23 protein-coding genes and 1 pseudogene are annotated in these 25,651 nt (G+C 67.5%); 12 read left to right on the forward strand and 12 right to left on the reverse strand.

Going from position 1 to position 25,651, the window contains the following annotated elements; all coding sequences use genetic code 11:
• Positions 1-4 precede the first annotated feature (4 nt).
• Together AC4ELS_RS18455 and AC4ELS_RS18460 are read left to right on the forward strand one after the other, a co-directional pair.
• A complete protein-coding gene (locus AC4ELS_RS18455) occupies positions 5-1,204 on the forward strand; it encodes a M23 family metallopeptidase (protein ID WP_064881119.1) in 1,200 nt (399 codons plus the stop codon).
• Positions 1,191-1,556 (forward strand): DUF3054 domain-containing protein, encoded by a 366-nt coding sequence (locus AC4ELS_RS18460; RefSeq protein ID WP_448448042.1) that lies wholly within the window; start codon positions 1,191-1,193, stop codon positions 1,554-1,556. The genes AC4ELS_RS18455 and AC4ELS_RS18460 overlap by 14 nt, the downstream gene beginning before the upstream one ends.
• On the opposite strand, the gene AC4ELS_RS18465 is transcribed toward AC4ELS_RS18460, so the two are convergent.
• The 4 genes from AC4ELS_RS18465 to AC4ELS_RS18480 all read right to left on the reverse strand — a co-directional run bounded on the left by AC4ELS_RS18465 (position 1,544) and on the right by AC4ELS_RS18480 (position 4,800).
• Positions 1,544-2,890, reverse strand: a complete 1,347-nt coding sequence (locus tag AC4ELS_RS18465; protein WP_463791531.1) for a HAMP domain-containing sensor histidine kinase — start codon at positions 2,888-2,890, stop codon at positions 1,544-1,546. The two genes, AC4ELS_RS18460 and AC4ELS_RS18465, sit on opposite strands and share 13 nt — an antisense overlap.
• A gap of 55 nt (positions 2,891-2,945) precedes the next feature.
• Positions 2,946-3,614 (reverse strand): response regulator transcription factor, encoded by a 669-nt coding sequence (locus AC4ELS_RS18470; RefSeq protein ID WP_167769574.1) that lies wholly within the window; start codon positions 3,612-3,614, stop codon positions 2,946-2,948.
• Positions 3,615-3,690: 76 nt separating this feature from the next.
• Positions 3,691-4,074 (reverse strand): heme-binding protein, encoded by a 384-nt coding sequence (locus AC4ELS_RS18475; protein ID WP_019346133.1) that lies wholly within the window; start codon positions 4,072-4,074, stop codon positions 3,691-3,693.
• A 168-nt stretch (positions 4,075-4,242) separates the two neighbouring features.
• A complete protein-coding gene (locus AC4ELS_RS18480; protein WP_064881125.1) occupies positions 4,243-4,800 on the reverse strand; it encodes a hemophore in 558 nt (185 codons plus the stop codon).
• A 269-nt stretch (positions 4,801-5,069) separates the two neighbouring features.
• Here AC4ELS_RS18480 and AC4ELS_RS18485 point away from each other — a divergent pair, with 269 nt between their 5' ends.
• Both AC4ELS_RS18485 and AC4ELS_RS18490 read left to right on the forward strand, forming a co-directional pair.
• A complete protein-coding gene (locus AC4ELS_RS18485) occupies positions 5,070-7,928 on the forward strand; it encodes an MMPL family transporter (protein WP_499048556.1) in 2,859 nt (952 codons plus the stop codon).
• Positions 7,929-8,389: 461 nt separating this feature from the next.
• Positions 8,390-8,836, forward strand: a pseudogene (locus AC4ELS_RS18490) (hypothetical protein); the annotation flags it as partial.
• A 42-nt stretch (positions 8,837-8,878) separates the two neighbouring features.
• On the opposite strand, the gene AC4ELS_RS18495 reads toward AC4ELS_RS18490, so the two are convergent.
• Both AC4ELS_RS18495 and AC4ELS_RS18500 read right to left on the reverse strand, forming a co-directional pair.
• Positions 8,879-9,568, reverse strand: coding sequence for a hypothetical protein (locus tag AC4ELS_RS18495; protein ID WP_499048559.1), 690 nt, complete (start codon positions 9,566-9,568; stop codon positions 8,879-8,881).
• The gene (locus AC4ELS_RS18500) at positions 9,565-10,182 is read right to left on the reverse strand and encodes a hypothetical protein (protein ID WP_055121009.1); all 618 of its coding nucleotides are present in this window, start codon (positions 10,180-10,182) and stop codon (positions 9,565-9,567) included. The genes AC4ELS_RS18495 and AC4ELS_RS18500 overlap by 4 nt, the downstream gene beginning before the upstream one ends.
• Positions 10,183-10,247: 65 nt before the next feature.
• On the opposite strand from AC4ELS_RS18500, the gene AC4ELS_RS18505 reads away from it, so the two are divergent.
• On the forward strand, positions 10,248-12,236 hold the full coding sequence (locus tag AC4ELS_RS18505; RefSeq protein WP_499048563.1) for a M13 family metallopeptidase: 1,989 nt from the start codon (positions 10,248-10,250) through the stop codon (positions 12,234-12,236).
• Positions 12,237-12,319: 83 nt separating this feature from the next.
• Here AC4ELS_RS18505 and AC4ELS_RS18510 read toward each other — a convergent pair whose 3' ends face one another.
• Positions 12,320-13,339, reverse strand: coding sequence for a L,D-transpeptidase (locus AC4ELS_RS18510; protein ID WP_064960786.1), 1,020 nt, complete (start codon positions 13,337-13,339; stop codon positions 12,320-12,322).
• A gap of 142 nt (positions 13,340-13,481) precedes the next feature.
• Positions 13,482-14,729: an MFS transporter gene (locus tag AC4ELS_RS18515; RefSeq protein ID WP_064881137.1), complete on the reverse strand. Its 1,248-nt coding sequence runs from the start codon at positions 14,727-14,729 to the stop codon at positions 13,482-13,484.
• Positions 14,730-14,793: 64 nt separating this feature from the next.
• On the opposite strand from AC4ELS_RS18515, the gene AC4ELS_RS18520 reads away from it, so the two are divergent.
• Positions 14,794-15,183: a PPOX class F420-dependent oxidoreductase gene (locus tag AC4ELS_RS18520; protein WP_064960788.1), complete on the forward strand. Its 390-nt coding sequence runs from the start codon at positions 14,794-14,796 to the stop codon at positions 15,181-15,183.
• 43 nt (positions 15,184-15,226) lie between these two features.
• The gene (locus AC4ELS_RS18525; protein WP_055119508.1) at positions 15,227-15,526 is read left to right on the forward strand and encodes an MTH1187 family thiamine-binding protein; all 300 of its coding nucleotides are present in this window, start codon (positions 15,227-15,229) and stop codon (positions 15,524-15,526) included.
• Here the strand turns inward: AC4ELS_RS18525 and AC4ELS_RS18530 are convergent.
• Positions 15,523-15,750, reverse strand: a complete 228-nt coding sequence (locus tag AC4ELS_RS18530; RefSeq protein WP_064881142.1) for a hypothetical protein — start codon at positions 15,748-15,750, stop codon at positions 15,523-15,525. The two genes, AC4ELS_RS18525 and AC4ELS_RS18530, sit on opposite strands and share 4 nt — an antisense overlap.
• 2 nt (positions 15,751-15,752) lie before the next feature.
• Positions 15,753-16,058 carry a copper-sensing transcriptional repressor RicR gene (gene ricR, locus AC4ELS_RS18535; protein WP_064881149.1) on the reverse strand — a complete coding sequence of 102 codons (306 nt, stop codon included), beginning with the start codon at positions 16,056-16,058 and terminating at the stop codon, positions 15,753-15,755.
• Between the two features lie 99 nt (positions 16,059-16,157).
• Between ricR and AC4ELS_RS18540 the strand changes: the two genes are divergently transcribed.
• The 3 genes from AC4ELS_RS18540 to AC4ELS_RS18550 all read left to right on the forward strand — a co-directional run bounded on the left by AC4ELS_RS18540 (position 16,158) and on the right by AC4ELS_RS18550 (position 19,774).
• The gene (locus tag AC4ELS_RS18540; RefSeq protein ID WP_463807010.1) at positions 16,158-16,622 is read left to right on the forward strand and encodes a hypothetical protein; all 465 of its coding nucleotides are present in this window, start codon (positions 16,158-16,160) and stop codon (positions 16,620-16,622) included.
• Positions 16,623-16,687: 65 nt separating this feature from the next.
• Positions 16,688-18,391 carry a dihydroxy-acid dehydratase gene (gene ilvD, locus AC4ELS_RS18545; protein ID WP_064881144.1) on the forward strand — a complete coding sequence of 568 codons (1,704 nt, stop codon included), beginning with the start codon at positions 16,688-16,690 and terminating at the stop codon, positions 18,389-18,391.
• Positions 18,392-18,607: 216 nt separating this feature from the next.
• Positions 18,608-19,774: an ankyrin repeat domain-containing protein gene (locus AC4ELS_RS18550; RefSeq protein WP_448448024.1), complete on the forward strand. Its 1,167-nt coding sequence runs from the start codon at positions 18,608-18,610 to the stop codon at positions 19,772-19,774.
• Here the strand turns inward: AC4ELS_RS18550 and AC4ELS_RS18555 are convergent.
• Together AC4ELS_RS18555 and AC4ELS_RS18560 are read right to left on the reverse strand one after the other, a co-directional pair.
• Positions 19,746-22,352: a LuxR C-terminal-related transcriptional regulator gene (locus AC4ELS_RS18555; protein ID WP_448448022.1), complete on the reverse strand. Its 2,607-nt coding sequence runs from the start codon at positions 22,350-22,352 to the stop codon at positions 19,746-19,748. The genes AC4ELS_RS18550 and AC4ELS_RS18555 overlap by 29 nt on opposite strands.
• Positions 22,353-22,529: 177 nt before the next feature.
• Complete coding sequence (locus AC4ELS_RS18560) at positions 22,530-22,970, reverse strand: SPW repeat protein (protein ID WP_064880480.1); 441 nt, start codon at positions 22,968-22,970, stop codon at positions 22,530-22,532.
• Positions 22,971-23,116: 146 nt separating this feature from the next.
• On the opposite strand from AC4ELS_RS18560, the gene AC4ELS_RS18565 reads away from it, so the two are divergent.
• Both AC4ELS_RS18565 and AC4ELS_RS18570 read left to right on the forward strand, forming a co-directional pair.
• Complete coding sequence (locus AC4ELS_RS18565) at positions 23,117-24,571, forward strand: hypothetical protein (RefSeq protein ID WP_448448020.1); 1,455 nt, start codon at positions 23,117-23,119, stop codon at positions 24,569-24,571.
• Positions 24,572-24,670: 99 nt separating this feature from the next.
• The gene (locus tag AC4ELS_RS18570) at positions 24,671-25,651 is read left to right on the forward strand and encodes an NAD(P)H-dependent flavin oxidoreductase (RefSeq protein WP_448448018.1); all 981 of its coding nucleotides are present in this window, start codon (positions 24,671-24,673) and stop codon (positions 25,649-25,651) included.

The raw sequence follows: 25,651 nt of genomic DNA on the forward strand, positions 1-25,651 counted from the left end.
CGTCATGCGAATCCGGTATCCGATCGCGGTGCTCGTGCTGACCCTCGCCGGGTGCTCGTCGGCGGAGACTCCGCAGTCGGAGTCGCCCACGACCACCACTCCGCCGCCGGTGGTCACCCCGGTGGTGGGATCGGTTCTGGCCGAACCGGTCCCGGTGGCGGCCACCGATGGCCGTACCCACCTGGCCTACGAGTTGATGCTGACCAACACCTCGCCGGGCGTCGTCACCCTCAATTCACTGAGCACCGCGACCGGCGACCGCAAGCTGCTGACCCTGTCCGGCGACAGCCTCAAGTACTGGACCAGGGCCGTGGGTAACTCCGCTGTCGGAACCAATGTGCTCGGCCCCGGGCAGAGTGCCTACGTGTGGCTGGACGTGATCGCCGACGATCCGACGCAGGTGCCCACCGAGCTCACCCACGAACTCGGGATCACCGTGGCCAAACCGATGCCGCCACTTGTCCCGCCCACCCTGACCGAATCCGTGGCGCCCGTGTCGGTGCAGACCCGCAAGCCGGTGTCCATCTCCCCGCCGCTGACCGGCGACAACTGGGTCGACGCCAACAGTTGCTGCGATATGACACCGCACCGCATGGCGCTCAACCCGATCAACGGAAAAGTCTGGGCGGCTGAGCGATTCGCGATCGACTACGTGCAACTCGGCGCCGACGGCCGGATCTTCGCCGGGGATCGGGCGAAGGTGGCGAGCTACCCGTATTTCGGCTCGGAGATCCACGCGGTCGCCGACGGGCCGGTGGTGGCGGTGCTCGACGGCCTCAACGAGCAGGTTCCCGGTGTCACGCCGAAGGGTCTGACCCTGCAGCAGTACGGCGGCAACCACATCGTGCAGGACATCGGTGACGGCAACTACGCCTTCTACGCGCATCTGCAGCCGAACAGCCTCAAGGTCAAGCCCGGTGACAAACTCAGCACCGGGCAGGTCATCGGCGCCCTGGGCAACTCCGGCAACTCCGATGCGCCGCATCTGCACTTCCATGTGATGGACGGGCCGGATCCGTTGGCGTCCAATGGCTTACCATTTACCTTCAAATCGTTCCGGCTGGATTCCCGGCTCACCTCGCTGAGCGCCGCCGACGCACTCTTCGACGGGAAGCCCGCCGCACGGCAACCGGGCTTCGCCGAGCGCGACCAAACCGACGTCAGCCCACTGGTACTGGATGTGATGACCTATGCGACGAGCTAGCGGCACGGCCTTCCTGGTCGACCTCATCTGTGTGGTGGTGTTCTGCACCATCGGCCGGCGTAGCCACGCCGAGGGCCTCACGGTGGCCGGTGTGGCCGAGACCGCGTGGCCGTTTCTGACCGGCACCGTGGTGGGTTGGTTGCTCTCCCGCGGCTGGCAGCGGCCGACGTCGTTGGCGCCCACCGGGATCGTGGTGTGGATCAGCACGGTGGTGGTCGGCATGGTGCTGCGCAAACTGACCTCCGCCGGCGTGGCCGTCAGCTTCATCATCGTCGCGTCCCTGACGACCGCGCTGCTGCTGTTGGGCTGGCGCGCGGTGGCGGCCGGGCTGCGGCGCCGTCAATCCGCCTGAGCCGCGTTCCCAGTCGATGAGCCCGACATGGCCACGGTCAACCTGGCCCGCAGACCACCGAGAGGTCCGTCGGACAACGTGATCTCGCCGCCGTGCAACTGAGCCTGCTGGGCCACCAGCGCCAGTCCCAGCCCGGAGCCGCCTGCCATCGCGGTGCTGCCCCGCCGGAACCTGCCCAGCACGGTCTGGTGCTCCTCGACCGGTAGCCCGCGCCCGTTGTCGTCGACCGTGATGACCAGGAACTCGCTGTCGCGGTGCGCGGTCAGCACGATCCGGGTGGCCTCGCCGTGGACAACCGCATTGCGCACCAGGTTGTCCACCGCGATGCGCAGCCCGCCGGGCCAGCCCATCACCAGGCCGATGTCGTCGGCGACGTGGACGTCGATCCGGACATGCTCGCTGCCCCGGGCGTTCTCCCTGACCACCCGGTCGAGCAGATCGGCGATGTCGATCAGTTCGCGGTCCTCGGCCTGGGCCAGTTGGCCCGAGGCGAGCTGACCCAGTGCGGTGATGATCGCCTCGACCCGGCGTTGTGCCCTGGAAAGATCGGCGACCACCTCGTCACGCTCGGACTCTGGCAGGTTGTGGATTCGCAGGGTGTCGAGGTCTGCACGCATCGCGGTCAGGGGGGTGCGTAGCTCGTGTGCGGCGTTGGCGGCGAAATCCTGCGCAGCCTGAAGCGAATTGGTGGTGGCGCGCTGCGCGGCAGCGAGCCGGGTGAGCATGCCCGCCATGGCCTCCGACAGGTCCTCGGCCTCCCGTACGCCGCGCACCTTCGGCATCGTGTCGGTGCCGCTGTCCAGTTTCGAGGTGTGCTCGGTGAGCTTGCGCAGCGGTCGGATGGCCGGACCCGCCAACAGCCAGCCCAACCCACCTGCCACCAGGACCGTGGCCACACCGAACGCGCTGTACAGCGGAATCCTGTTGGGGCTCAACAAGATACTGTCGGCACGGATACCGATGGACATCAACACTCCGCCGTGCTGGTCCACGTGGACGGTGCGCACCCGGTAATCGACGCCGTTGACCTCGACGGTCTCGGTTCCCGGCGGCAGCTCGGGCAACTGGAAGCCCCGCTGGAACACCACCTGCCCCGTTGAACGCGACCGGCCGGTGGTCAACACGCCACGCGTCGGATCCTGGAGGTGCTCGGGGTTGATGCTGGCGTCGACGATCGAATCGAGCCTGCGGTCCAACTGCGCAGAGTCATTGTTGGCCAACACCACTGACGTCAGGATGGTGAACACCGCGACGACCGCCGCGGCGGCCAGCGCCGAGGCCACCGCGACCCTGGTGCGCAGCGACGCGGAACGGATGAAGCCGAAGATCCGCACCTACTGCTGGTTCCTCACGGCATCTGGTTCCCCCACCGAATCGATCACCTGGCCCTCAGGCATCTTCCCGCAGCACGTACCCGATCCCCCGGACGGTATGGATCACCCGGGGCACATCGGGGCGCTCGAGCTTGCGCCGCAGATACGAGATGAACACGTCGGCCACGTTGGTATCCACGTCGAAGTCGTATCCCCAGACCAGCTCGAGGAGTCGCTGCCGGGACAGGACCACGCCGGTGTTCTCCGCCAACACGGCCAGCAGATCGAACTCCCGCTTGGTCAGGTCGACACGATCGCCGCCGACGAACACCAACCGCCGCGCGGTGTCGATGGTCAACGCCCCGACGGTCATGGTGTCCGACGGACGGTCGGTGTGGCTCGCCCGACGCAACAACGCGTTGAGACGTGCCACGAGTTCACCGAGGTCGAACGGTTTCGTCAGGTAGTCGTCCGCACCGGCTTCCAGTCCCGCGATGCGGTCGTTGACCGTGTCACGCGCCGACAACACGCAGATGGGGATCTCGTTACCCAGTGCCCGCAGGGCGGTGACCACGGCGACGCCGTCGAGTTCCGGCATCTGGACGTCGAGAACGAGCGCGTCGTGCGACTCGTTCGACAACAGGCGCAGTGCCTCCTTGCCGGACGCCGCGACCCGGACGTCGAACCCCGAATGCCGCAATCCGCGGGCAACCGAAGTGCGCACATCCGGGTCGTCGTCGACCATCAGCACCGTGCGGTTCACGCTCTCGGGTGTCACGTGTCCTTCGCCGCTGGCGGGGGTAGCTTCCACCCGCACTCGGTTACGGGATGGAGGGAGCCGGAGCTTCGCCGCAGCGGTTCTTCAGGTCTACCAGCGGCTGGCGGATACCGGTCAGCTCGGCCTTGGTCTGCGGGTTTGCTTCGAGGTAGTCGTGCACCTTGGTCTTGACCTCCTCGCGCGGCAGGCCTTCCAGGCTGGTGAAGAAGTTGTTCACATCGGGATGGGTGAACAGGTAGGCCGAAGTCGATGCCGATACGCCCGAAGCCACGCCTGCCAGATCGGCTGCGCTGCAGTTGGGAGGGTTGTTCGCCGGGTCGTCGGCAAGCGCCGACGGGATGGCGCCGAACAGCATCGCACCGGCTACAGCGCCGGCGCCGGCCACGCCAGCTACCACGCGCCGCGCATTTCGGGCCGAGAGCAACATGGTCAAGCTCCTTCATCGGATGGGGAAGGCCGTAACCCCAAACGGTTATCGGCTCAAGAAAGCTAAGCAGAATCCGTGACGACTTTCCTGCCTTGTGCGCAAACCGTCACGCCGGGCCGCGAACCCGCAGCTCAACGGTGTCGCCGCCGCGACGCGACGACGGAGGAGCTAGCGCGTCGAGGCCGTCGCGGGTCCCGGAAGCGGACCGGAGCCCGGTCGGACGGCCGAGGCCGCCGGGGATTGCGCAGGCATCGCGACGCCGGGCACTCCGACGTTCTGCGCCGAGGGCAGCGCCCCCGGCAAACCACTTGTGGCCGCCCCGGTCTGTGATTGGGTGGCCTGCACCAGCCCCATCAGCTGCGGCAGCGTGACCGGCAACTTGCAACGCGCTCCCAGGACGGTCAGGGGCTGCTGCAACTGCTGGATGTCCTTGGCAGCCTGCGGGTTGGCATCGAAGTAGGTCTTGAGCGCCGCGATCGACTGCGCTCCGCCCTGCTGCTGACTGATGGTGGTCAGAGCCTGGTTGGTCTGCGGATGGGTATCGAGGTAGTTGCCGATGTTGGTGGCCACCCCGCCCGCGGTTCGGGCGACCTCACTAGCCGCGCACGGATCGCTCGCAGCCGTGGCCGACGGGACCATGAGCGCGGCCGCCGTCGCACCGCCTGCCGCGATCGCCGCGAACGCGACGGCCAGCGAGCGGCGCAATCCACCGTTGGTCGGTTGCACTGGAGAACTCCTTCAGCGTGGGCCCCGGCGCACACGTCAGCCGGGGTCGTCTTTGGCTATGTCGCCGGACAGCGCTGTTCTGTTAGCGACGGTGACGTAACGCTATCGGGGCCAGCTGTGGATATTGCTGTGAGAAGTCTCAGGGCGATCTCAGAACCCGCAGAGAGCGGGCCACATTACACCTCTAGAGGTACGCTCTGGCTGACACAAGCCAGGACACGCCCAGCCACGTCGGGGGGAGAAAGCGGGGACCTCGCATCCAGCAGTTCATGATGCGCTTGAGCAGCTATCTGCGCAGATTCCGCTGGGCGGTTTTCGCGACATGGTTGTTGCTTCTGGTGCCCTCGATCTACCTCGCGATCAACCAGTCGTCCAATCTGACCGGCGGCGGTTTCGACGTCGAGGGTTCACAGTCGCTCCACGTCCAGCGGCAGCTCGAGGAACATTTCCCGGATCAGGGCGCGTCCCCGCTTGCCCTGATCGCCTCTCCCCGCGCGGACGCCTCGTTCCAGGACATGAACGCCGCGGTGGCCACGCTGGAGAAGATCGCGGGCCAGGTGCCCAGCGTCAAGATCGTCCCGAATCCGCAACAGCCCGCCCCGCAGCCAGATCGGCCCTACGTCATCACCCTGCAGCTGGACTTCAACAACACCGGTGCGGTGGACGTGGCCAAACAGCTGCGCCAGAAGGTCGGGGTACACGGCGAAGACCCCGGTGAGAGCGTGAACGGCAAGGTCAAGTTCTACGTCATCGGGCAGGGTGCCCTCGGCGCGGCCGCCACCCAGGCAACCAAGCACGACATCGCCGCCGCCGAGAAGTGGAACCTGCCGATCGTGTTGATCGTGCTGTTGGCGGTGTTCGGCTCGCTGGCCGCCGCGGCGCTGCCGCTGGTGCTCGGTATCTGCACGGTCGTGGTCACCATGGGCCTGGTCTATCTGCTGTCGATGTACACGCAGATGAGCGTGTTCGTCACCTCGACGGTGTCGATGTTCGGCATCGCCCTGGCCATCGACTACTCGCTGTTCATCCTGATGCGGTACCGCGAGGAATTGCGCGCCGGCCGCGACCCGGCCGATGCGGTCGACGCCGCGATGGCCACCTCCGGTCTGGCGGTGGCCCTGTCGGGCCTCACCGTGATCGCCTCGGTCACCGGCATCTACATCATCAACACCCCGGTGCTGGTGTCGATGGCGACCGGCGCGATCCTGGCCGTCTCGGTCGCGGTCCTGACCTCCACCACACTGACCCCGGCGGTGCTGGCGACCTTCGGCCAGGCGGCGGCCAAGCGCTCGTCGTACCTGCACTGGTCGCGTCGCGCCGAGGCCACCCAGTCGCGGTTCTGGACCCGCTGGACCGGCGCGGTGATGCGGCGCCCGTGGGCCTCGGCCGTCGGGGCGACGATCCTGCTGCTGATCCTGGCGGCGCCGGCGTTCGGCATGGTGCTGGGCAACAGCATGCAACGCCAGTTCGAGCCCACCCACGAGATCCGCGGCGGGGTCAACGCAGCCGCCGACGCTCTGGGTCCCGGCGCGCTGGGCCCGGTGCGCGTGCTGGTGACATTCCCCGAGGGAACCGCCGACGGACCCAAGGGCACCGCCGCGCTCGACGCCGTTCGCCAGGAGATGACCAAGGCGCCCAACGTGGTCAACGTGCAGCCCCCCGTGTTCGCCGACAACAACACCAGCGCTCTGCTGTCTGCTGTGCTGGCGGTCGATCCGGAAGACCTGGCCGCGCGCGAGGCCGTCGACTGGATGCGGGACAACCTGCCGGCGGCGGCCGGGTCGAACGCACGGATCGACGTCGGCGGTCCCACCGCGCTGATCAAGGACTTCGACGACCGGGTGTCGAGCACCCAGCCGCTGGTCTTCCTGTTCGTCGCGCTCATCGCCTTCGTGATGTTGTTGGTGTCGATCCGGTCGGTGTTCCTGGCGCTCAAGGGTGTGCTGATGACGGTGCTGTCGGTGGCCGCGGCCTACGGCAGCCTGGTGGTCGTCTTCCAGTGGGGCTGGTTCGAGGAGTTGGGCTTCGAGAAGATCAGCTCACTCGACAGCACCGTTCCGCCATTGGTGCTGGCGATGACCTTCGGCCTGTCGATGGACTACGAGATCTTTTTGCTCACCCGGATTCGGGAGCGGTTCCTCCAGACCAACAGCACCCGTGACGCGGTCGCCTACGGGGTCAGCACCAGCGCGCGCACCATCACCAGTGCCGCGTTGATCATGATCGCGGTGTTCATCGGGTTCGCTTTTGCCGGCATGCCGCTGGTGGCCCAGCTGGGCGTCGCCTGCGCGGTGGCCATCGCGGTCGACGCGACCGTGGTCAGGCTGATCCTCGTGCCCGCCCTGATGGCCATGTTCGACGAGTGGAACTGGTGGCTGCCGCACTGGCTGGACAAGCTGTTGCCCGAGGTGGACTTCGAGAAACCGTTGCCCAAGGTTGAGGTCACGGATCTGGTGATCATCCCCGACGACATTTCCGCGCTGGGCCCGAGCGGATCAGACCTGCGCATGATGGTCCGAACTGCCGCCCGGATGAAACATCTTGCCCCACAGACGATCATCGTCACCGATCCGCTGGCCTTCAGCGGCTGCGGCAAACCGTCTGCGCGGCTGGCGGCGCGGCGGCCGGGCGGACCGAAGCGCTGCCCCGGTGTGCATCCGGTGACGATGTGGCGGGGCAGGCTGTCGGTAGCCGTGGACGCGCTCGAGGCCGAGGCGGACGCGCAGCGGGCACCGATGGAACGCCTCGGCCCCGTCGAGACCACCAATGTGCAACTGCCGACGGGGGATCGGCTGCAGATCCCGACCGGCGCCGAAACGCTGCGGCTGAAAAGTTATCTGGTGATGTGTCGTAACAGCACCAAGGACTTCGAAGAGTTTGCTGATCTTGTCGAGTCGATGGAAACCGAGACCGCAGCTCTGGTGTTGTCGGGCATGGACCGGTATTACTGTGGGCAGAACCCGAAGAGCAGATGGGTGGCCACGCAGCTGGTGCGGCGGCTGGCCGACCCGCAACCGTCCGATGAACATGAGTTCGCGATGTCGGACCCGGATGCAGCTGCCGAATGGGAGAAGGTCAGGCAGCGCTGCCTGTCAGTTGCGGTAGCGATGCTGGAGGAGGCGAAGTGACGTTGGCCCCCGACGTCCGGGAACCGAGGGATGCGCGGATTGCGCGTCGCGACGAGATTCAGCCGGTTCAATCGTCCGCTCGGCGCCCCCAGGGACCGCAGGCCCAACGCACCGCCGGGCCGCGCGCCTCGGCCCAACGCACCACCACGCAACGTGCCAACGCCCAGCGACCGGCGTCGACTCAACGACCCGCGGCCGCTCAACGCGACGCTTCGGCTCCGCGCACGACATCACAGCGCGATACCGCGTCACGCACTTCCGGGCAACGCAGTTCGGCACAACGCTCCCAGAATGCGTCCACCCAGGTACAACGGAAACAGGAGCAACGCACTCCTGGGCACGACACCAAGGGACAACGCACACAGGGACAAGGAACGCAGACGTCACGCACACCGGTACAGCGCTCACAGCAGCCGGCACAGCCACGACCACCGCGTCAGGGCCAGGCCGCGCCGCAGCAGCGTCAGCCCGCCTTCGACGACCGGCCGGTCGAGTACTGGCCGACCGCGGCGATCCGTGCCGCCCTGGAGACCGACGACATGGCGGTCTGGCAGCGCATCGTCGCTGCGATCAAGCGTGACCCCTACGGCCGCACTGCCCGTCAGGTCGAGGAAGTGCTGCAGACCGCCCGCCCCTACGGGGTGTCCAAGGCGCTGTCGGAGGTCCTGGTGCGCACCCGTGAGCACCTGGAAGCCACCGAGCGCGCCGAGGTGGCCCACCAGATCCAGGCCATGCTTCGCCGGTCCGAACTGCAGGCACCCGAGTTCGCCTCGCGCATCGGGATATCGAACGAGTCCTTCGCCGACTATCTGGAGGGCACCACCAGTCCGCCGGCCTCGCTGCTGCTGCGCATGCAGCGCCTCTCGGACCGGTTCGCCAAGCTCTCCGCGCAGCGTCAGGCGAAGTAGCCCGGGTCGGTTGGGCCACTTCGCCTGACGGTTCGCTGAGGCTCAGCGGGAGTGCAGCGGGGTGACATTCTCGACGAGCCAACGCCCGTCGCTCTTGCTCAAGGCCACCCGCAGCGCCATGACCGCATTGTCGGTGGGTTTGCCCGGAGCACTCTGGGTTCCGCGCAGCACCACGGCCACACTGGCCACCTGCGGGCCGAGCGCCTCCACCCCGGCTGAAACGGTGGCCGCTGTGGCGGACACGTTCTTGCTCGCCAATTCTTTTGCGACATTGGCGAATTCGTTCTTGAACTGCTGAGCCTCATCCGGCGACATCATCGCCGTCGCGCGGTCGATCGAGGAGGTCGGGCTCTGCGGGCTGAACGTGGCGGTGGCCTCCGAGACGCTGCTGGCGATGCGCACCACCTCGTCACGGTCGTTGTTGAAGGTGCGGTCGGGCACCGTCCAGCGCAGGTATCCCACCGTCACCGCGGCCACCACGGCGGCGGCTGCCACGCCCACGACTGCGAGACGCAGCCCGGGGGCATCGTCATCGGTGCCCAGTGTCACGCCGTCGCGCCGGGCCAGCACGACGTTGACGATGACGCCCTGCACGATCAGCAGGCACAGCACCGAGCACAGCGACACCCACCACAGCGGCCAGGACAGCGCCAGCCCGATGTAGAGCACCGCCGCGATGGCGGCCAGCGGGGCGGCGATATCGAACGCCAGGACACGCAATCGGTTCCTCATCGGATCGGCTCCAACCGCGAGACCATCAGGTTGCCGTCGACGTCGGAGACGTCCAGCCGCAGGTTCCAGCGCACGGTCTGTGGCTTGTCGCTGCCGGCGTTCTCACTGACCGAGGTGGCCACCACGAGCACGGTGTCGGTGCGCGACACCATCCCTGCGAGCTCCGGCTTGGGTGCGGGCACCGGCCGACCGTCCGGGCCCGGCGGCGGGTGGTACAGCGATTCGATGGCCACCGAGTCGATCTGGCCGGTGGTGCGGGCCTGCAGCCGCTGCACCAGATCGCGGTAGGGCTGCACGGCCGCATCGAAGTCAGCGTTGAGCTGACCGACCGTGCCCTCGCGCAGCTTCTGCATACCGGCCTCGACGGAGTCCTTGTTGATGTTGATCAGGATGTTGGTCCAGTCGGCGGCCGCCCGAAGCACCCGGGTCTGGTACGCGCGTTCGTCGGCTTCACTGCGATGGCCGGTCCACACCATCGCGGCCAGGACCACCGCGGCGACGGCGATCAGGCCCGCGACCGCCGAGGCGAAGCCGAAGCCGGTGAAGACACCGCCGGAATGATCGCCGGTACTGTCCTTGCTGACCTTGCTGTCCTTGCTCGGCGCCTCGGGCATGGCCGTGAGGGTACCGGCAGCCGAACCGTCCCAGCGCACCCGCAGCCGTCTGGAAGAATGTCGGGGTGACGGTAGAAGCGATCAAGTCGGGTATCGACCTGAGCCATGTCGACCCGCAGGCACGCCCGCAAGACGATCTGTTCGGCCACGTCAACGGCCGTTGGCTGACCGACTACGAGATACCTGCCGACCGCGCCACCGATGGCGCCTTCCGGCTCCTGCACGACCGCGCCGAGGAACAGATCCGCGATCTGATCACCCAGGCAGCAGCGTCCGGCGCCGAGCCCGGCACCGACGAGCAGCGGATCGGCGATCTGTACGCCAGCTTCATGGACGAGCAGACCATCGCCACGCGCGGCCTGGCACCGCTGCTGGCCGAGCTCGCCCTGATCGACGGCGCGGCCGACAGCAATGCGCTGGCCTCGGTGCTGGGCGGCCTGGAGCGCACCGGGGTTTCCGGTGGAGCCGGCGTATATGTGGACACCGATTCCAAGGACTCGACGCGCTACCTGCTGCACATGAGCCAGTCCGGCATCGGGCTGCCCGACGAGTCCTACTACCGCGACGAGCAACACGCCGAGATCCTGGCGGCCTACCCCGGCCACATCGCCCGGATGTTCACGCTGGTCTACGGCGCAGACACCGCGGAGGCACAGACCGAGACCGCGGCCCGGATCGTCGCGCTCGAATCCAAACTGGCCGCGGCCCACTGGGATGTGGTCAAGCGCCGCGACGCCGACCTCACCTACAACCTGCGCACCTTCGCCGACCTGTCCGGCGACGCCCCCGGCTTCGACTGGACCGGCTGGCTCGGCGCCCTCGGCACCACCCCCGAGAAGGTCTCCGAGTTGGTGCTGCGTCAGCCCGACTACGTGACGGCGTTCGCCGCGCTGTGGGCGAGCGAGGATCTTGAGGACTGGAAGGCCTGGACCCGCTGGCGCGTCATCCATTCGCGCGCCGGCCTGCTGACCGACGACCTGGTGGCCGAGAACTTCGATTTCTACGGCCGCACCCTCAGCGGCACCGAGCAGAACCGCGACCGGTGGAAGCGCGGCGTCTCTCTGGTGGAGGGCCTGATGGGCGATGCGCTGGGCAAGCTCTACGTCCAGCAGTACTTCCCGCCGGAGGCCAAGGCCCGGATGGACGAGCTGGTGGCCAACCTGCGCGAGGCCTACCGGGTCAGCATCAACGAGTTGGACTGGATGACGCCGGAGACCAGGGCCAAGGCGCTGGTGAAGCTCGACAAGTTCACCCCCAAGATCGGGTATCCGGCCCGCTGGCGCGACTACTCGGCGCTGGTGGTCGAGCGCGACGACCTGTACGGCAACTACCGCCGGGGCCACGTGGTGAACTCCGACCGCGAACTGGCCAAGCTGGGTGGGCCGGTGGACCGCGACGAGTGGTTCATGACGCCGCAGACGGTCAACGCCTACTACAACCCGGGAATGAACGAAATCGTCTTTCCCGCAGCCATTCTGCAGCCGCCGTTCTTCGACGCCGAGGCCGACGACGCCGCCAACTACGGCGGGATCGGCGCGGTCATCGGGCACGAGATCGGCCACGGTTTCGACGACCAGGGCGCCAAGTACGACGGTGACGGCAACCTGGTGGACTGGTGGACCGATGCCGATCGCGCCGAATTCGGGGTCCGCACAAAGGCTTTGATCGACCAGTACGAGCAGTTCACGCCGCGCGGACTCGATGGCTCGCACCATGTGAACGGCGCGTTCACCGTCGGGGAGAACATCGGCGACCTCGGCGGGCTGTCCATCGCGCTGCTGGCCTACCAGCTGTCACTGAAGGGCCAGGAGGCCCCGGTGATCGACGGACTCACCGGCGTGCAGCGCGTCTACTTCGGCTGGGCACAGGTGTGGCGGACCAAATCTCGTGACGCCGAGGCGATCCGGCGCCTGGCCGTGGATCCTCACTCACCGCCGGAGTTCCGCTGCAACGGCGTCATTCGCAACATCGACTCCTTCTACGAGGAATTCGACGTGGCCGACTCCGACGAGCTGTACCTCGAGCCGGACCAGCGGGTCCGGATCTGGAACTGACGTACCCGCGAGCAGACGCAAAACTGCCCCTTTTCAATTTCAATTGAAAAGGGGCAGTTTTGTGTCTGCTCGGCAGGCAGGTGTTAGAACATCTGCCAGTCGGAGGCACCGTCAGGCGTGTTGTACCAGCCGCCACCGGTGTTCTTGATCACGACCGGGTCGCCGCTGCCGAAGTTGTCGTAGAACCACTTGGCGTTCTCGGCGCTGAGGTTGATGCAACCGTGGCTGACGTTGCTCCGGCCCTGCTGGGCGACCGACCACGGCGCGCTGTGCACGAAGACGCCGCTGTTGTCGATGCGGACAGCGTCCTTCACCTTGAGCTTGTAGCCCTCCTTGGAGTCCACCGGCACACCGTAGGTGGATGAGTCCATGACGATGTCAGGGAACTTCTCCAGCACGTAGTAGGTGCCGTTCTTGGTCTCATGCTTGCCGTCGGGCTTGCCCATCGACACCGGGAAGGTCTTCTCCAGCTTCCCGTTGCGCATGATCTCCATCTGGTGGGCCTTGTCGTCGACCGTCGCCACCAGGTAGTCGCCGACCCGGAAGCTCGACTTGGTGCCGGCCGCGTCGATGTTCACCACGGTGTTGGACGGCCAGAAGTCCTGCGGGCGCCAACGCAGCTGGGTGTCGGTGACCCAGTAGAAGCGGCCTGCCACCGGCGGGTTCGAGGTGATCCGAATGGCGTCCTGGGCCATCTGCCGGTTGGCGATCGGCCGTTGGAAGTTGATGTAGATGGGCTTGGCGACGCCGACCATCGACCCGTTGACCGGGTTGAACGACGGCGGCAGGAACGGTGCTTCGCCGGTGAACGGCTCGGAGCTCTGCCCGGGCGCGTTGCCCTCGGTGAACGGGACGGTCGGGGAGCCGTAGTTGACGATCGGCGCGGGCGTCGACGGAGCGCCCGGAGCGACGGCGGCCGGGTCGGCCGGGTCGGCAGGCAGCGGCGGGATGTACGCGCCGGGCGGGGGGCCCGGAACAGCAGGGTCGACGGGCGCCGGCGGCGCCTCGGGGTCTGCGTATGCGGACGGGCTGAGCACCAGCCCACCGAACAGCCCCGCAGCCATGAAAGCAGTGATCAGTCGACGTTTTGCCGATTTCGGCATGAGTAACCTCCAGACAGCACAACTCGCTCCAGTCTCTCACAGCACCATGACCAGCTACCGCCGCGAGAAGGTGCCATCCCCCGACAGCGACCGGCTGCACGGCGCTGAACTGCGGTGTTTATCGAGTGTGAGCGTGCTCGCGTTACTTCTCCGTGGTGGGGCAGGAAACTACGAATACGCCGCGGGACGACGCGACGCCACACATCGAAACGATGATCAGGGCCGCAGCCGCGGCCACTGTCGGCGCCGCTCCGCCGTGGTCATAGATCCCGCCGCCGATCAGCGCACCGCCCATGATGCCGATCTGGAAGGCGGCGACATACAGGCCGGAGGCTCGGTCGGGGTCCTCCGGAGAGGTCCGCATCGCCGAGGCCTGCAGCATCGGCGGCAACGCTGTGGAGGCGGCGCCCCAGGCCACGATGGCCAGCGCGCCGAGCACCAGAGCCACCCGACCGGGGTCGTGCTCGACGGCCAGTACCGACAGCGTCAGCAGCGCGGCGGCCAGCACCGTGAGGCACCCCAGCACCGACGCCTTCGGCCACAGGTCCAACGGCCGGGCCATTGCGGCCATCCCGGCCAGACCCGCGACCCCGAACGCCGCGAGCAGCCAGGCCAGATGTGGGCCGTGGATCCCGACCACGTCGCGGATGATCACCACGATGAAGGTGAAGGCGATGAAGTGCCCGGTGACACCGATCATCGTCACGGTGGACAGGATGAGCAGACGCCGGTTTCGTCGACGTCCCTGCCCCGCCCCACCGACCGCGGTCGAGCCGGCCCCGGGCGCGAGCGGTGGCAGCGTCGTCCATGCGGCCAGCGCCACCACCGCCGCAGCCACGGCGATCACCACCACGGCAAGCCGCCAGCCCCACATTTCGCTCATCGCCGCGGCGAGTGGGTTGCCCACGACCAGGGCCAGACCGGTGCCGACATAGACCGCCGCGGTGGCCCGGCCGGCGTGACTGGCCGGGACCAACCGGGCGCCGATCGGCGCGATCACCGACCACATCAGTCCATGGGCCAGCGCGCACAGCACCCGCCCACCGGCCAGCACCGCGAAGTTCGGGGCGAGCGCCGAGATCACCTGCGAGACGGTCAGGCACACCAGGGTGGCGACCAAGGTCCGGCGTCGCGGCCAGCGTGCCGTCAGCCGGACCAGCGCGACCGTGGTGAGTGCGGCGACCAGGGCGTAACTGGCCATCAGTGTGGCGACCAGGCCCTCACTGACCCGGAGGTCGGTGGCGATCGCCGGCAGGGCACCGACCGGGAGCATCTCGGCGGTGACGTAGATGAACGCCGCCGCTGCGAGAACGGCGAGTTGCGTGGCAACACGCGGTGTCCACGGGCTGGTGTGGGCGGAAAGCGATTCGCCGGTGACGCTGAAGGTCATTCTGGGATGCCACGGTAGTGCCATAACGTTGCCGTGCGTGGTTGCCGACCCGAGAGGATCCACAGTGGTTGCAGTGCCCGATGGATATGAAGACCTGTTGACGAGGCCGTTGTTCGGCCATCTGGCCACCACCAGGCCCGATGGCACCGTGCAGGTCAATCCGATGTGGTTCGAGTGGGATGGCACGCACCTGCGCTTCACCCACACCACCAAGCGCCAGAAGTACCGCAACGTGACGGCGCATCCCGAGGTGGCCATGTCGATCCACGATCCGGACAACCCGTACCGCTACCTGGAGGTGCGCGGCGTGGTGGACGAGATCGTGCCCGACCCGACGGCGGCGTTCTTCCTGGCCCTCAACGACCGCTACAGCGGATCACTGAACGAGGTGCCACCCGACGCCGCGGACCGGGTGATCCTGGCGGTCCGCCCGACGCTGTTCAGCAAGCACTGATCAGAGTTCGACCGGTGTCGTGAGTCCGCGCACAATCGACACTGTGATTGTCGCGTTCAGCATCAGCCCCGCCGGCGGGGACGAGTCCGGAAGTGTCAGCGCCGCGGTGGCCGAGGCCGTGCGGGTGGTGCGGGCCTCAGGCCTGCCCAACGAGACCAACGCCATGTTCACGAACGTCGAAGGTGAATGGGACGAGGTGATGGCCGTGGTGAAACAGGCCGTGGAGGTCGTCGCGGCGGTGTCCCCGCGGGTCAGCCTGGTGTTGAAGGCCGACATCCGGCCCGGATACACCGGGCAGCTCACTGCGAAGGTCGAGCGGATCGAGCAGGCGCTGGGCGGCTAGCGCGGTTCCCGGTTGCCGTCGAACGGCTCCTCGGCCACGATCTGGACGTTGTCCTCGATCGGCGGGGTCCAGTTACCTGCCATCGGCGCTCCGTATCGCGCCGCGTACGCCTCGCTCAGGTCGACCAGGTCCGGATCCTTGCGCCACCGCCGGATGCCCGTGACGACGATGAACACCACTGCCGCCACGATGAAGGCGACGAGTGCGAGCTTGAGGATCAGCACGGTCAGGAGCGCACCAGGCGAGCGATGGCAGCCGATGCCTCGGCCAGCTTGGCCTCTGCCTGGTCACCGCCCTCAGAGACCGCCTGCGTCACACAATGCCCGAGGTGCTCGTCGAGCAGACCCAGGGCCACGGATTGCAGAGCGCTGTTGACGGCGCTGATCTGGGTGAGCACGTCGATGCAGTACTTGTCCTCGTCGATCATCTTGGCGATGCCCCGGACCTGGCCTTCGATCCGGCGCAGCCGCTTGGCGTAGTTCTCCTTCTGCGCCGAGTAGCCATGTGCGCCCGAGCCGTCAGCCACGTCCATGAACCCCATCATACCGGTACCCCACCGGGGTATGCACGTCCGTTTGGCCGGGAGAAATGCCGCAAAACAACCCGGCGCTCGGCCGATACGCTGACTCCGATGACGATGCCACCCTGGCCTGGGCCCCACGGCCAGCCGCCGGTGTATCCCGCACCGGGGTACCCGCCCGTCCAGCCGGCCCCATATCCCGTGGCCCCGGCTGCCCGCCGGAAATCTGCGGTCGGCACCACGGTCACCGTGGTCAGCGTGGTTCTCGCCGTGGCGCTGTGGATCGTCGCGGTGCTCGGTGCGGCCGCCGCCGCATGGCTGTCGTTGTTCTTCGCGATGTCGACCGATACCTGCCACGCCACCTGCGGCCCGACCCCGTATGACGATCAGGTCTATCCGACGATCTTCGGCTGGATCGGCGGCGGCCTGCTCGCCGGATTCGCCGGCAGCATCGTCATGGTCTTCTTCACCCGCCGCTGGCTGTGGGTGTGGCCGTTGGTGTCGATCGTGTGCACCGTGATCGGGTTCCTCATGGGGCTCGACCTGACCGTCAAGGCCACCGAGTGGACCGGCTGACCTGCGCCGCTCGGGCACGCTAAAGAATTTGGGCGGCTAACTAACCCGGGGGCATACTTACCTGCATGTCTTCCTCCGACCAGCCCGACATCAAGCCCCGCAGCCGCGACGTCACCGACGGCCTGGAGAAGGCCGCAGCCCGCGGAATGCTCCGCGCGGTAGGGATGGGCGACGACGACTGGGTCAAGCCGCAGATCGGCGTCGGCTCGTCGTGGAACGAGATCACCCCGTGCAACATGTCGCTGCAGCGGCTCGCTCAGGACGTCAAGGCCGGTGTGCACGAGGCCGGCGGCTACCCGCTGGAGTTCGGCACCATCTCGGTGTCCGACGGCATCTCGATGGGCCACGAGGGGATGCACTTCTCGCTGGTCTCCCGTGAGGTGATCGCCGACAGCGTCGAGACCGTGATGCAGGCCGAGCGCCTTGACGGTTCCGTGCTGCTCGCCGGCTGCGACAAGTCGATCCCGGGCATGCTGATGGCCGCGGCCCGCCTGGATCTGGCCTCGGTGTTCTTCTACAACGGCTCGATCATGCCGGGTGTCGCCAAGCTCACCGACGGCACCGAGAAGGAAGTCACCATCATCGACGCCTTCGAGGCCGTCGGGGCGTGCGTGCGCGGGCTGATGTCGCGGGAGGACGTCGACATCATCGAGCGCGCCATCTGCCCGGGCGAGGGCGCCTGTGGCGGCATGTACACCGCGAACACCATGGCGTCGGCAGCCGAGGCGCTCGGAATGTCGTTGCCGGGCAGCGCATCTCCGGTGGCCGTGGACAAGCGGCGCGGCGAGTTCGCCCGTAAGTCGGGTGAGGCCGTAGTCGAGATGCTGCGCCGCGGCATCACCGCGCGCGACATCCTGACCAAGGAAGCCTTCGAGAACGCCATCGCGGTCGTGATGGCGTTCGGCGGGTCCACCAACGCGGTGCTGCACCTGCTGGCGATCGCACGTGAGGCCGAGGTGGAGCTGACCCTGGCCGACTTCACCCGCATCGGCAACAAGGTGCCGCACCTGGCCGACGTGAAACCCTTTGGCCGCCACGTGATGAAGGACGTCGACGAGATCGGCGGCGTCCCGGTGGTCATGCGCGCACTGCTGGATGCCGGTCTGCTGCACGGCGACTGCCTGACCGTGACGGGTAAGACCATGGCCGAGAACCTGGCCCACATCGCGCCGCCGGACCCCGACGGCAAGGTGTTGCGCGCGATGAACAACCCGATCCACCCGACCGGCGGCATCACGATCCTGCACGGATCGCTCGCCCCAGAGGGTGCCGTCGTGAAGTCCGCAGGGTTTGAATCCGACGTTTTCGAGGGCACCGCAAGGGTTTTCGAGCGCGAGCGGGCTGCGCTGGACGCGCTCGAGGACGGCACCATCACTCACGGCGACGTCGTGGTCATCCGCTACGAGGGCCCCAAGGGCGGCCCGGGTATGCGCGAGATGCTGGCCATCACCGGCGCGATCAAGGGCGCCGGGCTGGGCAAGGACGTGCTGCTGATGACCGATGGCCGGTTCTCCGGCGGGACGACCGGCCTGTGTGTCGGGCACATCGCTCCGGAGGCCGTCGACGGTGGGCCGATCGCGTTCGTTCGCGACGGTGACCGGATCCGGCTCGACGTCGCCAACGGCACACTCGACATCCTGGTCGACGAGGCCGAACTCGCCGGCCGCAAGGACGGCTGGCAGCCGCTTCCCCCGACCTACACCACCGGCGTCCTGGCGAAGTACACCAAGTTGGTCCAGTCCGCCGCCGTCGGCGCCGTCTGCACCTAGGGGCCCTTTGCACCGCGAGCGTGCGTGTCTGCCGGTCGACACACCGTCGAACACCGGCATTCCACGCACGCTCGCCGGCCGGTAGAGTGACGTCGGGCGTGCAGGAACGCCCGACGTCCGCTCGAAGAGGCCAAGCCTCCCTGCTCGTTGAGTTGCTCTGTGACCGACCTCTTCTCAGCCCGATTCGCGGACGCGGGCGTCTGAGAGGAGGCCGTCATGGCCAGCCGTCTGCCGAGCAACCCCTCGATCGAGCACCTCCGCGATGAAGCCCGCAGGCTGCAGCGCGCGAATCGCGTCCCGCTGCACCAGGCGCAGCTGACCGTCGCCCGCGCCTACGGTTTCAGCAGCTGGCCCAGACTCGTGCACTATCTTCGTGACGCGGCCGAGCTCAGCATCGACCCAGGCGCGCTCGACGAGGACAACCTCGACACCGCCGATCGCTTCTGTTCGTGGGCATCATTGCGCTACAACGAAACCGATGCTCCGCCCCAGTGGCAGGCCGCCGCGAAGCTGCTCGGCTCCGAGCGGAATCTGGTCGACGAACACATCTGGGCTGCCGCTTCGGCTGCGGATCCGGCCGCGCTGGCACAGCATCTGACGAACCGCCCGGCGCTCGCGAACACCAGCGGCGGACCGTTCGGCTGGGTTCCGTTGATGTACCTGTGCTATTCGCGGGTTCCGTTGGGCCGCAGCGCCGATGACGTCATCACCAGCGCGACACTGCTGCTCGACGCCGGCGCCGATCCGAATGCCGGGTACCTCTGGTGCGGGATGTCGACGCCCTTCACGGTGCTCACGGGTGTGTTCGGCGAGGGGGAACAGGGTCCGCGTCGTCAACCCCGGCATCGCTTCGCACCCGAGCTGGCCACGCTTCTGCTCGATCGCGGCGCACATCCGGCCGACCAACAGACGCTGTACAACCGGATGTTCCGCGCCGACGATTCCCATCTGGAACTGTTGTTCGCCCGCGGCCTGGCCGAGGCCGGACCGAGCCCGTGGGAGCTGAGGCTCGGTGAGGCCATGGAAACGCGTGCCGAGATGTGGAGCCGCCAGATCGGCTGGGCCGCCGAGCATGGCTTCACCGGCCGGCTCGACCTGCTGGCCCGGCACGGTATCGACGTATCCGGGGTGCGCGTCGTCGTCCCGGTGTTCCCCCACGATCCGAACATTTTCGACGACGACGGCGCGACGCCCCTGCACCAGGCCGCCTGGTCCGGTGATCTCGAACTGATCCGACGACTCCTCGACGCCGGCGCCGACGCGACCATCACCGACCGCAGATTCGGCTCCACACCACTGGATTGGGCCGAGCATGCCTACCAGACCGAAGCGGCAGATCTACTCAGAGGCGTCGTCACAGCCCCTTCGGACCCCGCCGGATGATCGCGGCGAGTTCCTCGCGTGAACTGACGCCCACCCGCTGACAGGCCCGGTACAGATGGCCTTCGACGCTGCGCACCGACATGACCAGCCGTCCGGCGATCTGCTTGTTGCTCAGCCCTGCGACGACGAGTTCGACGATCTCGCGCTGCCTTCCGGTCAGCGGCTGTCCGGCCGGGTTGCGCAGCGCCGGGGTGCACAGCCCGCCGCATTCGTCGGCGCCCTCCTGGGCCAACGCGGCGGCGTAGGCACTGCGCTTGCCCTGCCCGTGGCGGCCGAACGCGACCGCGGCCTGCGCCATCGCGTCGGCGGCGGTGGCCCGGTCACCGAGAGCCCGGTATTCCTTTGCGGCGGTGAGCAATCCGGTACCGTCATCGGCTGCCAGTGCCTCGATATGACCGGCCACCGTTTGGGCGAGCGGCAGTTTCAACATGTCAGCCAGCTCGCGTGCGCGCGCCGCACCGGTGGTGTCGCCCCACTGGGCGGCCGTCTGCAGACACAGCAGTTCATGGGTCGGCTGCTCGCGTTGCCCGGCATCGCGTCCCGCTGCGCGGACCACATCGATGGCATCGGTCAGCGCACCGCCGGCCGCCAACGTCCACCCGGTGGCCACCGACATCGCGGTGTTCATGAAGACGTAGTCGTCGGGCACCCGCCGCTCGGCGCAGGCCAGCGCCTCCTCGGCCGCGGCGGTCTGGCCGAGCTTGGCGTGCGCCTCGGCCAGCGAGAAACAGCTGGCAACCCGCAAACCCGTGGTGATCTCGTGTGTCTCGGCACCGGCGTAAGCCTCGTGCAGATGTTTGACGGCGGCACCGAGATCGGCGCGCACCAGTTCGGCGTGGCCCAGCAGGTGGGCGAGGTTGGCGTACACCAAGCCGGGCATGTCACGCGCCGATTCGTCGAGCCGGGCCGCCATCGCCGTGATGCTGTCGATACCGCCGGTCAACCGGCAGGCACGGGCGTGGACTGCGCCGAGCCAGAACCGCATGGGCGACGATTCGAACGACGAGGTGGCCCGTTCGATGGCCTGCTCCGCGACGTCGTTGATCTCTTCGACATGTCCGAGCGCGCCGAACGCCATCATCAAGGCAATCGAGGCCATCATCGCGTGTAGATCGGGAAGTCCGTCCGATTCCAGGGCGGTCCTGGCATTCTTCTCCGCGCTCACACAGTGGCCGAGCACGGCATCGACACAGGCCTGCATGGCCAGCCGTTCCATCCGTTGCTCATCGGATTCTACTGTGCCGGAAAGCTTTTCCAATATGTCACCGGCATCGCGCGGTCTGCTGAGTAGCCACGCCAGGTTGGCCGCCCGCACCGTCGCCCAGTGGTGGCTGTCCGGACGGCCGTCGGCGCTGATGTCCCGCAGTACGGCCTCGGCCTCCTCACCCCGGCTCAGCAGGATCAGCGTCATGGCCCGCATGGGCGCCGCCTCCGGTGCACCGCATTCGGCTGCGGCAGCGGCGAATCGGTCGGCGGCATCAGGGTCGAGCAGGACGGCAGCGCAGCGGGCGGCCGTGAGGTAGAGCTCCGGATCCGGCGGCAGGTCGGAGTGCAGGGCCAGCAACGCGCGGCGGACCGTCGCCCGCATATCTCCGTCGGCCTCCGACTCCAGCCGCCGCGCGAGTTTCCCCCGGATCCTCGACAGGTGCATCTCCCCGGCTGTCGCCCTGCGCAATTCGCCGTACAACGGATGCGCGAGGGTCGCCACCAGTCCGCGCCCGGAGCGGTCGACCCTGACCAGATGCATCTGTTCTGCGGCTTCCAGGTCGGCGGGCTCCACGAGATCGCCCAGAACGTCGACGCTCAGTGGCTCGCACTGTGACAGCGTGTCGAGCACCAACGCCATGCCGGGCTCGAGTCCACCGAGGCGACGCCCGACCATGTCGGTGATGCTCTGGGAGACGGCCACATCGCCGTCCCACATCCACACCCCGGCGGACTTGCGCATCCGCCCGGCGGCGATCTGGTCCTTCACCAGCTGCAGCAGGTACAGCGCGTTGCCTCCGGTCAGTTTCCAGAACCGGCGCGTGCTGCGGCTGTCCACCGGGCCGGCGACCGCCGACTCGATCAGCGTGGCTGCCGCCGCGGCGGACAGCGGTTCGAGGTCGATCCGGTCGAGCAGGCTGTCCTTCCACAGGGCGGTCACCGCGTCGGGTTCCGGGCCACCGGAACGCGCGGTGACGACGAGCCGTACTCCCTGGGTCTGCGCCAGTTGATGGACGACGTGCGCGGACAACGGATCGAGCAGGTGCGCATCGTCGACGCCGATGACCACCTTGCCCATGCGCTGGTGAGCGACGAAGGAATCGATCACGCGCCGCACGTCGGGCAACGGATCGCACATGCTCTGGCTGATCGATCCGGTGAACGCACCGAGCGGGATGGCACGTGCGGATTCGGTCCCGACGAACCAACTGGTCCGGTGTCCGGACGCCGCCGCGTGGCTGAGGGCCTCCCGGGCCAACCGGGTCTTGCCGACCCCGGCACTGCCGACGATCACCACACCGTGATGGGTTCCCGGCCCACCAAGGGAGCGACGGATCGTCGCCAGTTCTTCTTCCCGCCCCGCCAGCTTCATCTCAGCAGTTCGTACCCGCTATCGCCGTAATCGGAAGTCCCGCGATTGCCCACGATATGGCGTCAAACCCGCCCGCGGGTAGCAAATTGACGCATCTTCGGATACCGGGGCGTGGCCCGGGCGCACAGAGTCCCCACCAGCCGGGGCCCGGCTGGTCACTCTTGGTGCGCCTACTGGTTAGGCGTGCCGCGCTTCGGAATTGCGCACCTGCATCCCGAAATACATCGCGGTGAACCCCAGCATCATCACCAGCGCGCCGCTGATCACGTGCGACCAGATCATGCCGGCGCTCGGTCCACTGACAAACACCCACGGCGAGATGATCAGCCACACCCCGAATATCGGCAGTGTCCAGGTCATGCCGTGCGCGCGATCCAGCGCGAAGCTGAAACACATTGACAGGAACGCGATCGCCCCTCCGACGATCAGGTCGTTGACCGTCAGCCGGTTGAAGGCGTCGTAGCCGACGATCCACGGGGACAGCGCGACGTACATCGCTGTCAGCAACGTCAGGCCGAAGGTGACCTGCGCGGCCATCGACTCTGCGACCCGGTCATAGCCGGCGCGAAGGGCCAGAATGTCCGGATGTAGGTCGATTGATGAATGGACTGTACTCATTTCTTGTCCTTTCCGTTACACGGCAAGGTGTTTGGGCCCTACCGCCCCCATCCATCGCTTTCCAGGTTACGCCGCGACGGGCAAGATCGCGGCGCGTTCCGGAGGCTCGCAAGAGCCGCAGGCCCGCGCCAAGTAAGGTGTTCTCAATGCGTTGGCGCAGCAACGCCCGAACGGGTCAACCCACCGGCCCTCGTCAGCAACTCGGCTGGTTCGCAACGCTCTTCGCGATGGCCTTGGTCTTCCACTACTCCGACAGTCAGCCGCTGGCGGTGGTTCCGGCATTGCTGGCCGCCCTGCCCGCCCTGATATTTCCCGGCTCGGTGGCCGCCGCCGGTCTGGCCGTCGCCGCCGGCGCAACGGTGGCCGTGCGGAGCCTGCCTGCGGCGTCGAACCATCTGGTGCTGAGCCTGCTGGTCGCCGTGGCACTCGGCACCGCGGCCGTGTGGGCATGTGCGGTCCGGAACCGGGCCGGTGAACCGGACAGTTTCGTCGAACGCTGGCTGGATGCCGCGCGGAGCCCGGTTGGCCTCGTGTTGCTCGTGGTCTACCTGTTCACGGTCTTCGACAAGTTGAACAGCGCGTACTTCACCCCGGCGACCTCGTGTGGCAGCGAGCTGTTCGGCCAGCTCATCTGGATGAACGGTTTCGACGATGTGACACCGAGCCAGGGTGTCGGTGAGGTCGTCGGCATCGCCGCGGTGGTTACCGAGGCCGCGATTCTCGGGTTGCTGGCGGTGCCGCGGCTGCGTTTCTGGGGCGTGCTGCTTGGGGTGAGCTTCCACTCGATACTGGCGATGACGTCGTTCTACGACTTCGCCACGGTCGTGTTCGCGGTGTACGTACTGCTGGTTCCGACCGAGGTGTTCGCGACCCTGGCCGTCCGCGCTTCCGCGCTGCGGGGCGTGGCGCTCACCGGTTTTGCGGTTCACGTGCTGCTGAGTGTGGTGTCGAGTTCGGCCGACTCGCCGACGAGCCCGGTCGGACTGCCCTGGCACACCCTGCTGGTGCTCACCTGGTTCGTCGCGGTGGTGCCGTTCATGGTCGCGCTGCTGCGCGCGTACCACTCCGCGCAGGCGGCAGGTGTCCGTCCACCGAACTGGAGCTTTCGCCCCGTGGTGCTGCTCCTCGCCCCACTGCTGGCTCTCGCCAATGGGTTGACGTCGTATGTGGGGCTCAAGACCGTGTCGAACTACTCGATGTTTTCCAACCTGCGCACCGAGGAAGGCGTCACCAATCATCTGGTGCCTGGCGTCACCGCACTCCAGCTGGCCGACTATCAGCGCGACACCGTCACCGTGGTCGGGATGGATATTCCGCAGCAGTCGGAGGACCTGACATACCTTCGCCGACAGCTGCGTTGGATGTCGGAAGATCCCCCGGTCCGCATTCCCTGGCTCGAGCTGCGGCGCAGTGTGATGCTGTGGCAGGAGGCGGGCATCAGTGGCATCCGAATCGCCTATCTTCGCGACGGACCACTGCGCGTCGTGGACGACGCCACGAAAGATCCTGTCCTCGCGGCACCACTGCCGTGGTGGCAACGGCATCTGCTTGCTTTCCGCCCCGTCGACTCGGGTTGGGGCGCCGACGTCTGCCGCTGGTAGCTCTGGCACCGCGACCGTGCGTGTCTGTCGGCCGCCACGCCGTAAAACGACGGCAGTTTGCGCACGCTCACGCAGACCCACATGGCGCAGAATCGCGGAATGGATATCGCGGATCGGCTGAAACTCGATGCGCCCGTGGTCCAGGCCGGCATGGGCGGCGGCATTGCCGGTGCTCCGCTGGCCGCCGCGGTATCAGCGGCCGGCGGACTGGGAACCTTGGGGCTCCTGCCGCCCAGGCAGCTCAGGGCGGAGATCGCAACGGTCCGCGACCAGGCGCCCGGCCGTGCGGTCGCCGTCAATCTCTTGATGCCGTTCACCCGCCGTCCCCATGTCGAGGTCTGCCTCGAAACGAAGATCGACGTCGCGGTCATGGCGTTTGCGATCGACCGTGCCTTGATCGAACGACTAATCGACGCAGGCATTTTCGTCATCGTGATGGTCGGCACCGAACGGCAGGCCGCGGAGGCGCTGGCCTACGGCGCCGACGGATTGATCGCGCAGGGCCGCGAGGCGGGTGGGCATCTGGTCGGCACGGTGGCGCAGGCCGATTTTCTGCCAAAGGCATTGGCACTGGCCGGTTCCCGCCCGGTGTTCGCCGCGGGTGGCATCGCCACGGCGAGCGACACGCAAGCGGCCCTCGCCGCAGGCGCTACAGGTGTGGTAGCCGGCACGCGGTTCCTGCTCACCCACGAGTCCGGCGCGCATCCGGTCTACCGGCAGCGGGTCATCGATGCGGACAGGACGCTTGAGACGACGGCGTTCGGGCTCGCCTGGCCGGAACGTCATCGGGTGATCCCGAATGCGACCACGGATCGGTGGTGCCACCCGGACGGCACGGCCCGCCGGTTGCCGGCGGCCATCAACAAGTTCAGCGCGCCGCTGTCCCGAGTCCCCGACCGTGGTGACGGCGCATTGCTCGGCCTGCAACGCCCCGCCCTGCCGTTCCTCACCCCGATCACGCTCACCGCCGACATGCCGGCGAGGTGGGCGGACCGCGCGGCTCTGTACGCCGGCGAGACCGCGCTGCGATTGGACCGGGTCACGTCGGCCGCGCAGGCCGTTGCGGATCTCACACCGTAG

This window comes from Mycobacterium shunyiense (genome assembly GCF_058270035.1).

What these genes read in the sequence shown, in the direction of transcription:
- AC4ELS_RS18455 (WP_064881119.1), top strand. Translation starts at nt 5, where the DNA reads ATGCGAATCCGGTATCCGATCGCGGTGCTCGTGCTGACCCTCGCCGGG.
- AC4ELS_RS18460 (WP_448448042.1), top strand. Translation starts at nt 1,191, where the DNA reads ATGCGACGAGCTAGCGGCACGGCCTTCCTGGTCGACCTCATCTGTGTG.
- AC4ELS_RS18470 (WP_167769574.1), bottom strand. Translation starts at nt 3,614, where the DNA reads ATGGTCGACGACGACCCGGATGTGCGCACTTCGGTTGCCCGCGGATTG.
- AC4ELS_RS18475 (WP_019346133.1), bottom strand. Translation starts at nt 4,074, where the DNA reads ATGTTGCTCTCGGCCCGAAATGCGCGGCGCGTGGTAGCTGGCGTGGCC.
- AC4ELS_RS18485 (WP_499048556.1), top strand. Translation starts at nt 5,070, where the DNA reads ATGATGCGCTTGAGCAGCTATCTGCGCAGATTCCGCTGGGCGGTTTTC.
- AC4ELS_RS18495 (WP_499048559.1), bottom strand. Translation starts at nt 9,568, where the DNA reads ATGAGGAACCGATTGCGTGTCCTGGCGTTCGATATCGCCGCCCCGCTG.
- AC4ELS_RS18500 (WP_055121009.1), bottom strand. Translation starts at nt 10,182, where the DNA reads ATGCCCGAGGCGCCGAGCAAGGACAGCAAGGTCAGCAAGGACAGTACC.
- AC4ELS_RS18510 (WP_064960786.1), bottom strand. Translation starts at nt 13,339, where the DNA reads ATGCCGAAATCGGCAAAACGTCGACTGATCACTGCTTTCATGGCTGCG.
- AC4ELS_RS18515 (WP_064881137.1), bottom strand. Translation starts at nt 14,729, where the DNA reads ATGACCTTCAGCGTCACCGGCGAATCGCTTTCCGCCCACACCAGCCCG.
- ricR (WP_064881149.1), bottom strand. Translation starts at nt 16,058, where the DNA reads ATGGACGTGGCTGACGGCTCGGGCGCACATGGCTACTCGGCGCAGAAG.
- AC4ELS_RS18540 (WP_463807010.1), top strand. Translation starts at nt 16,158, where the DNA reads ATGACGATGCCACCCTGGCCTGGGCCCCACGGCCAGCCGCCGGTGTAT.
- ilvD (WP_064881144.1), top strand. Translation starts at nt 16,688, where the DNA reads ATGTCTTCCTCCGACCAGCCCGACATCAAGCCCCGCAGCCGCGACGTC.
- AC4ELS_RS18550 (WP_448448024.1), top strand. Translation starts at nt 18,608, where the DNA reads ATGGCCAGCCGTCTGCCGAGCAACCCCTCGATCGAGCACCTCCGCGAT.
- AC4ELS_RS18555 (WP_448448022.1), bottom strand. Translation starts at nt 22,352, where the DNA reads ATGAAGCTGGCGGGGCGGGAAGAAGAACTGGCGACGATCCGTCGCTCC.
- AC4ELS_RS18560 (WP_064880480.1), bottom strand. Translation starts at nt 22,970, where the DNA reads ATGAGTACAGTCCATTCATCAATCGACCTACATCCGGACATTCTGGCC.
- AC4ELS_RS18565 (WP_448448020.1), top strand. Translation starts at nt 23,117, where the DNA reads ATGCGTTGGCGCAGCAACGCCCGAACGGGTCAACCCACCGGCCCTCGT.
- AC4ELS_RS18570 (WP_448448018.1), top strand. Translation starts at nt 24,671, where the DNA reads ATGGATATCGCGGATCGGCTGAAACTCGATGCGCCCGTGGTCCAGGCC.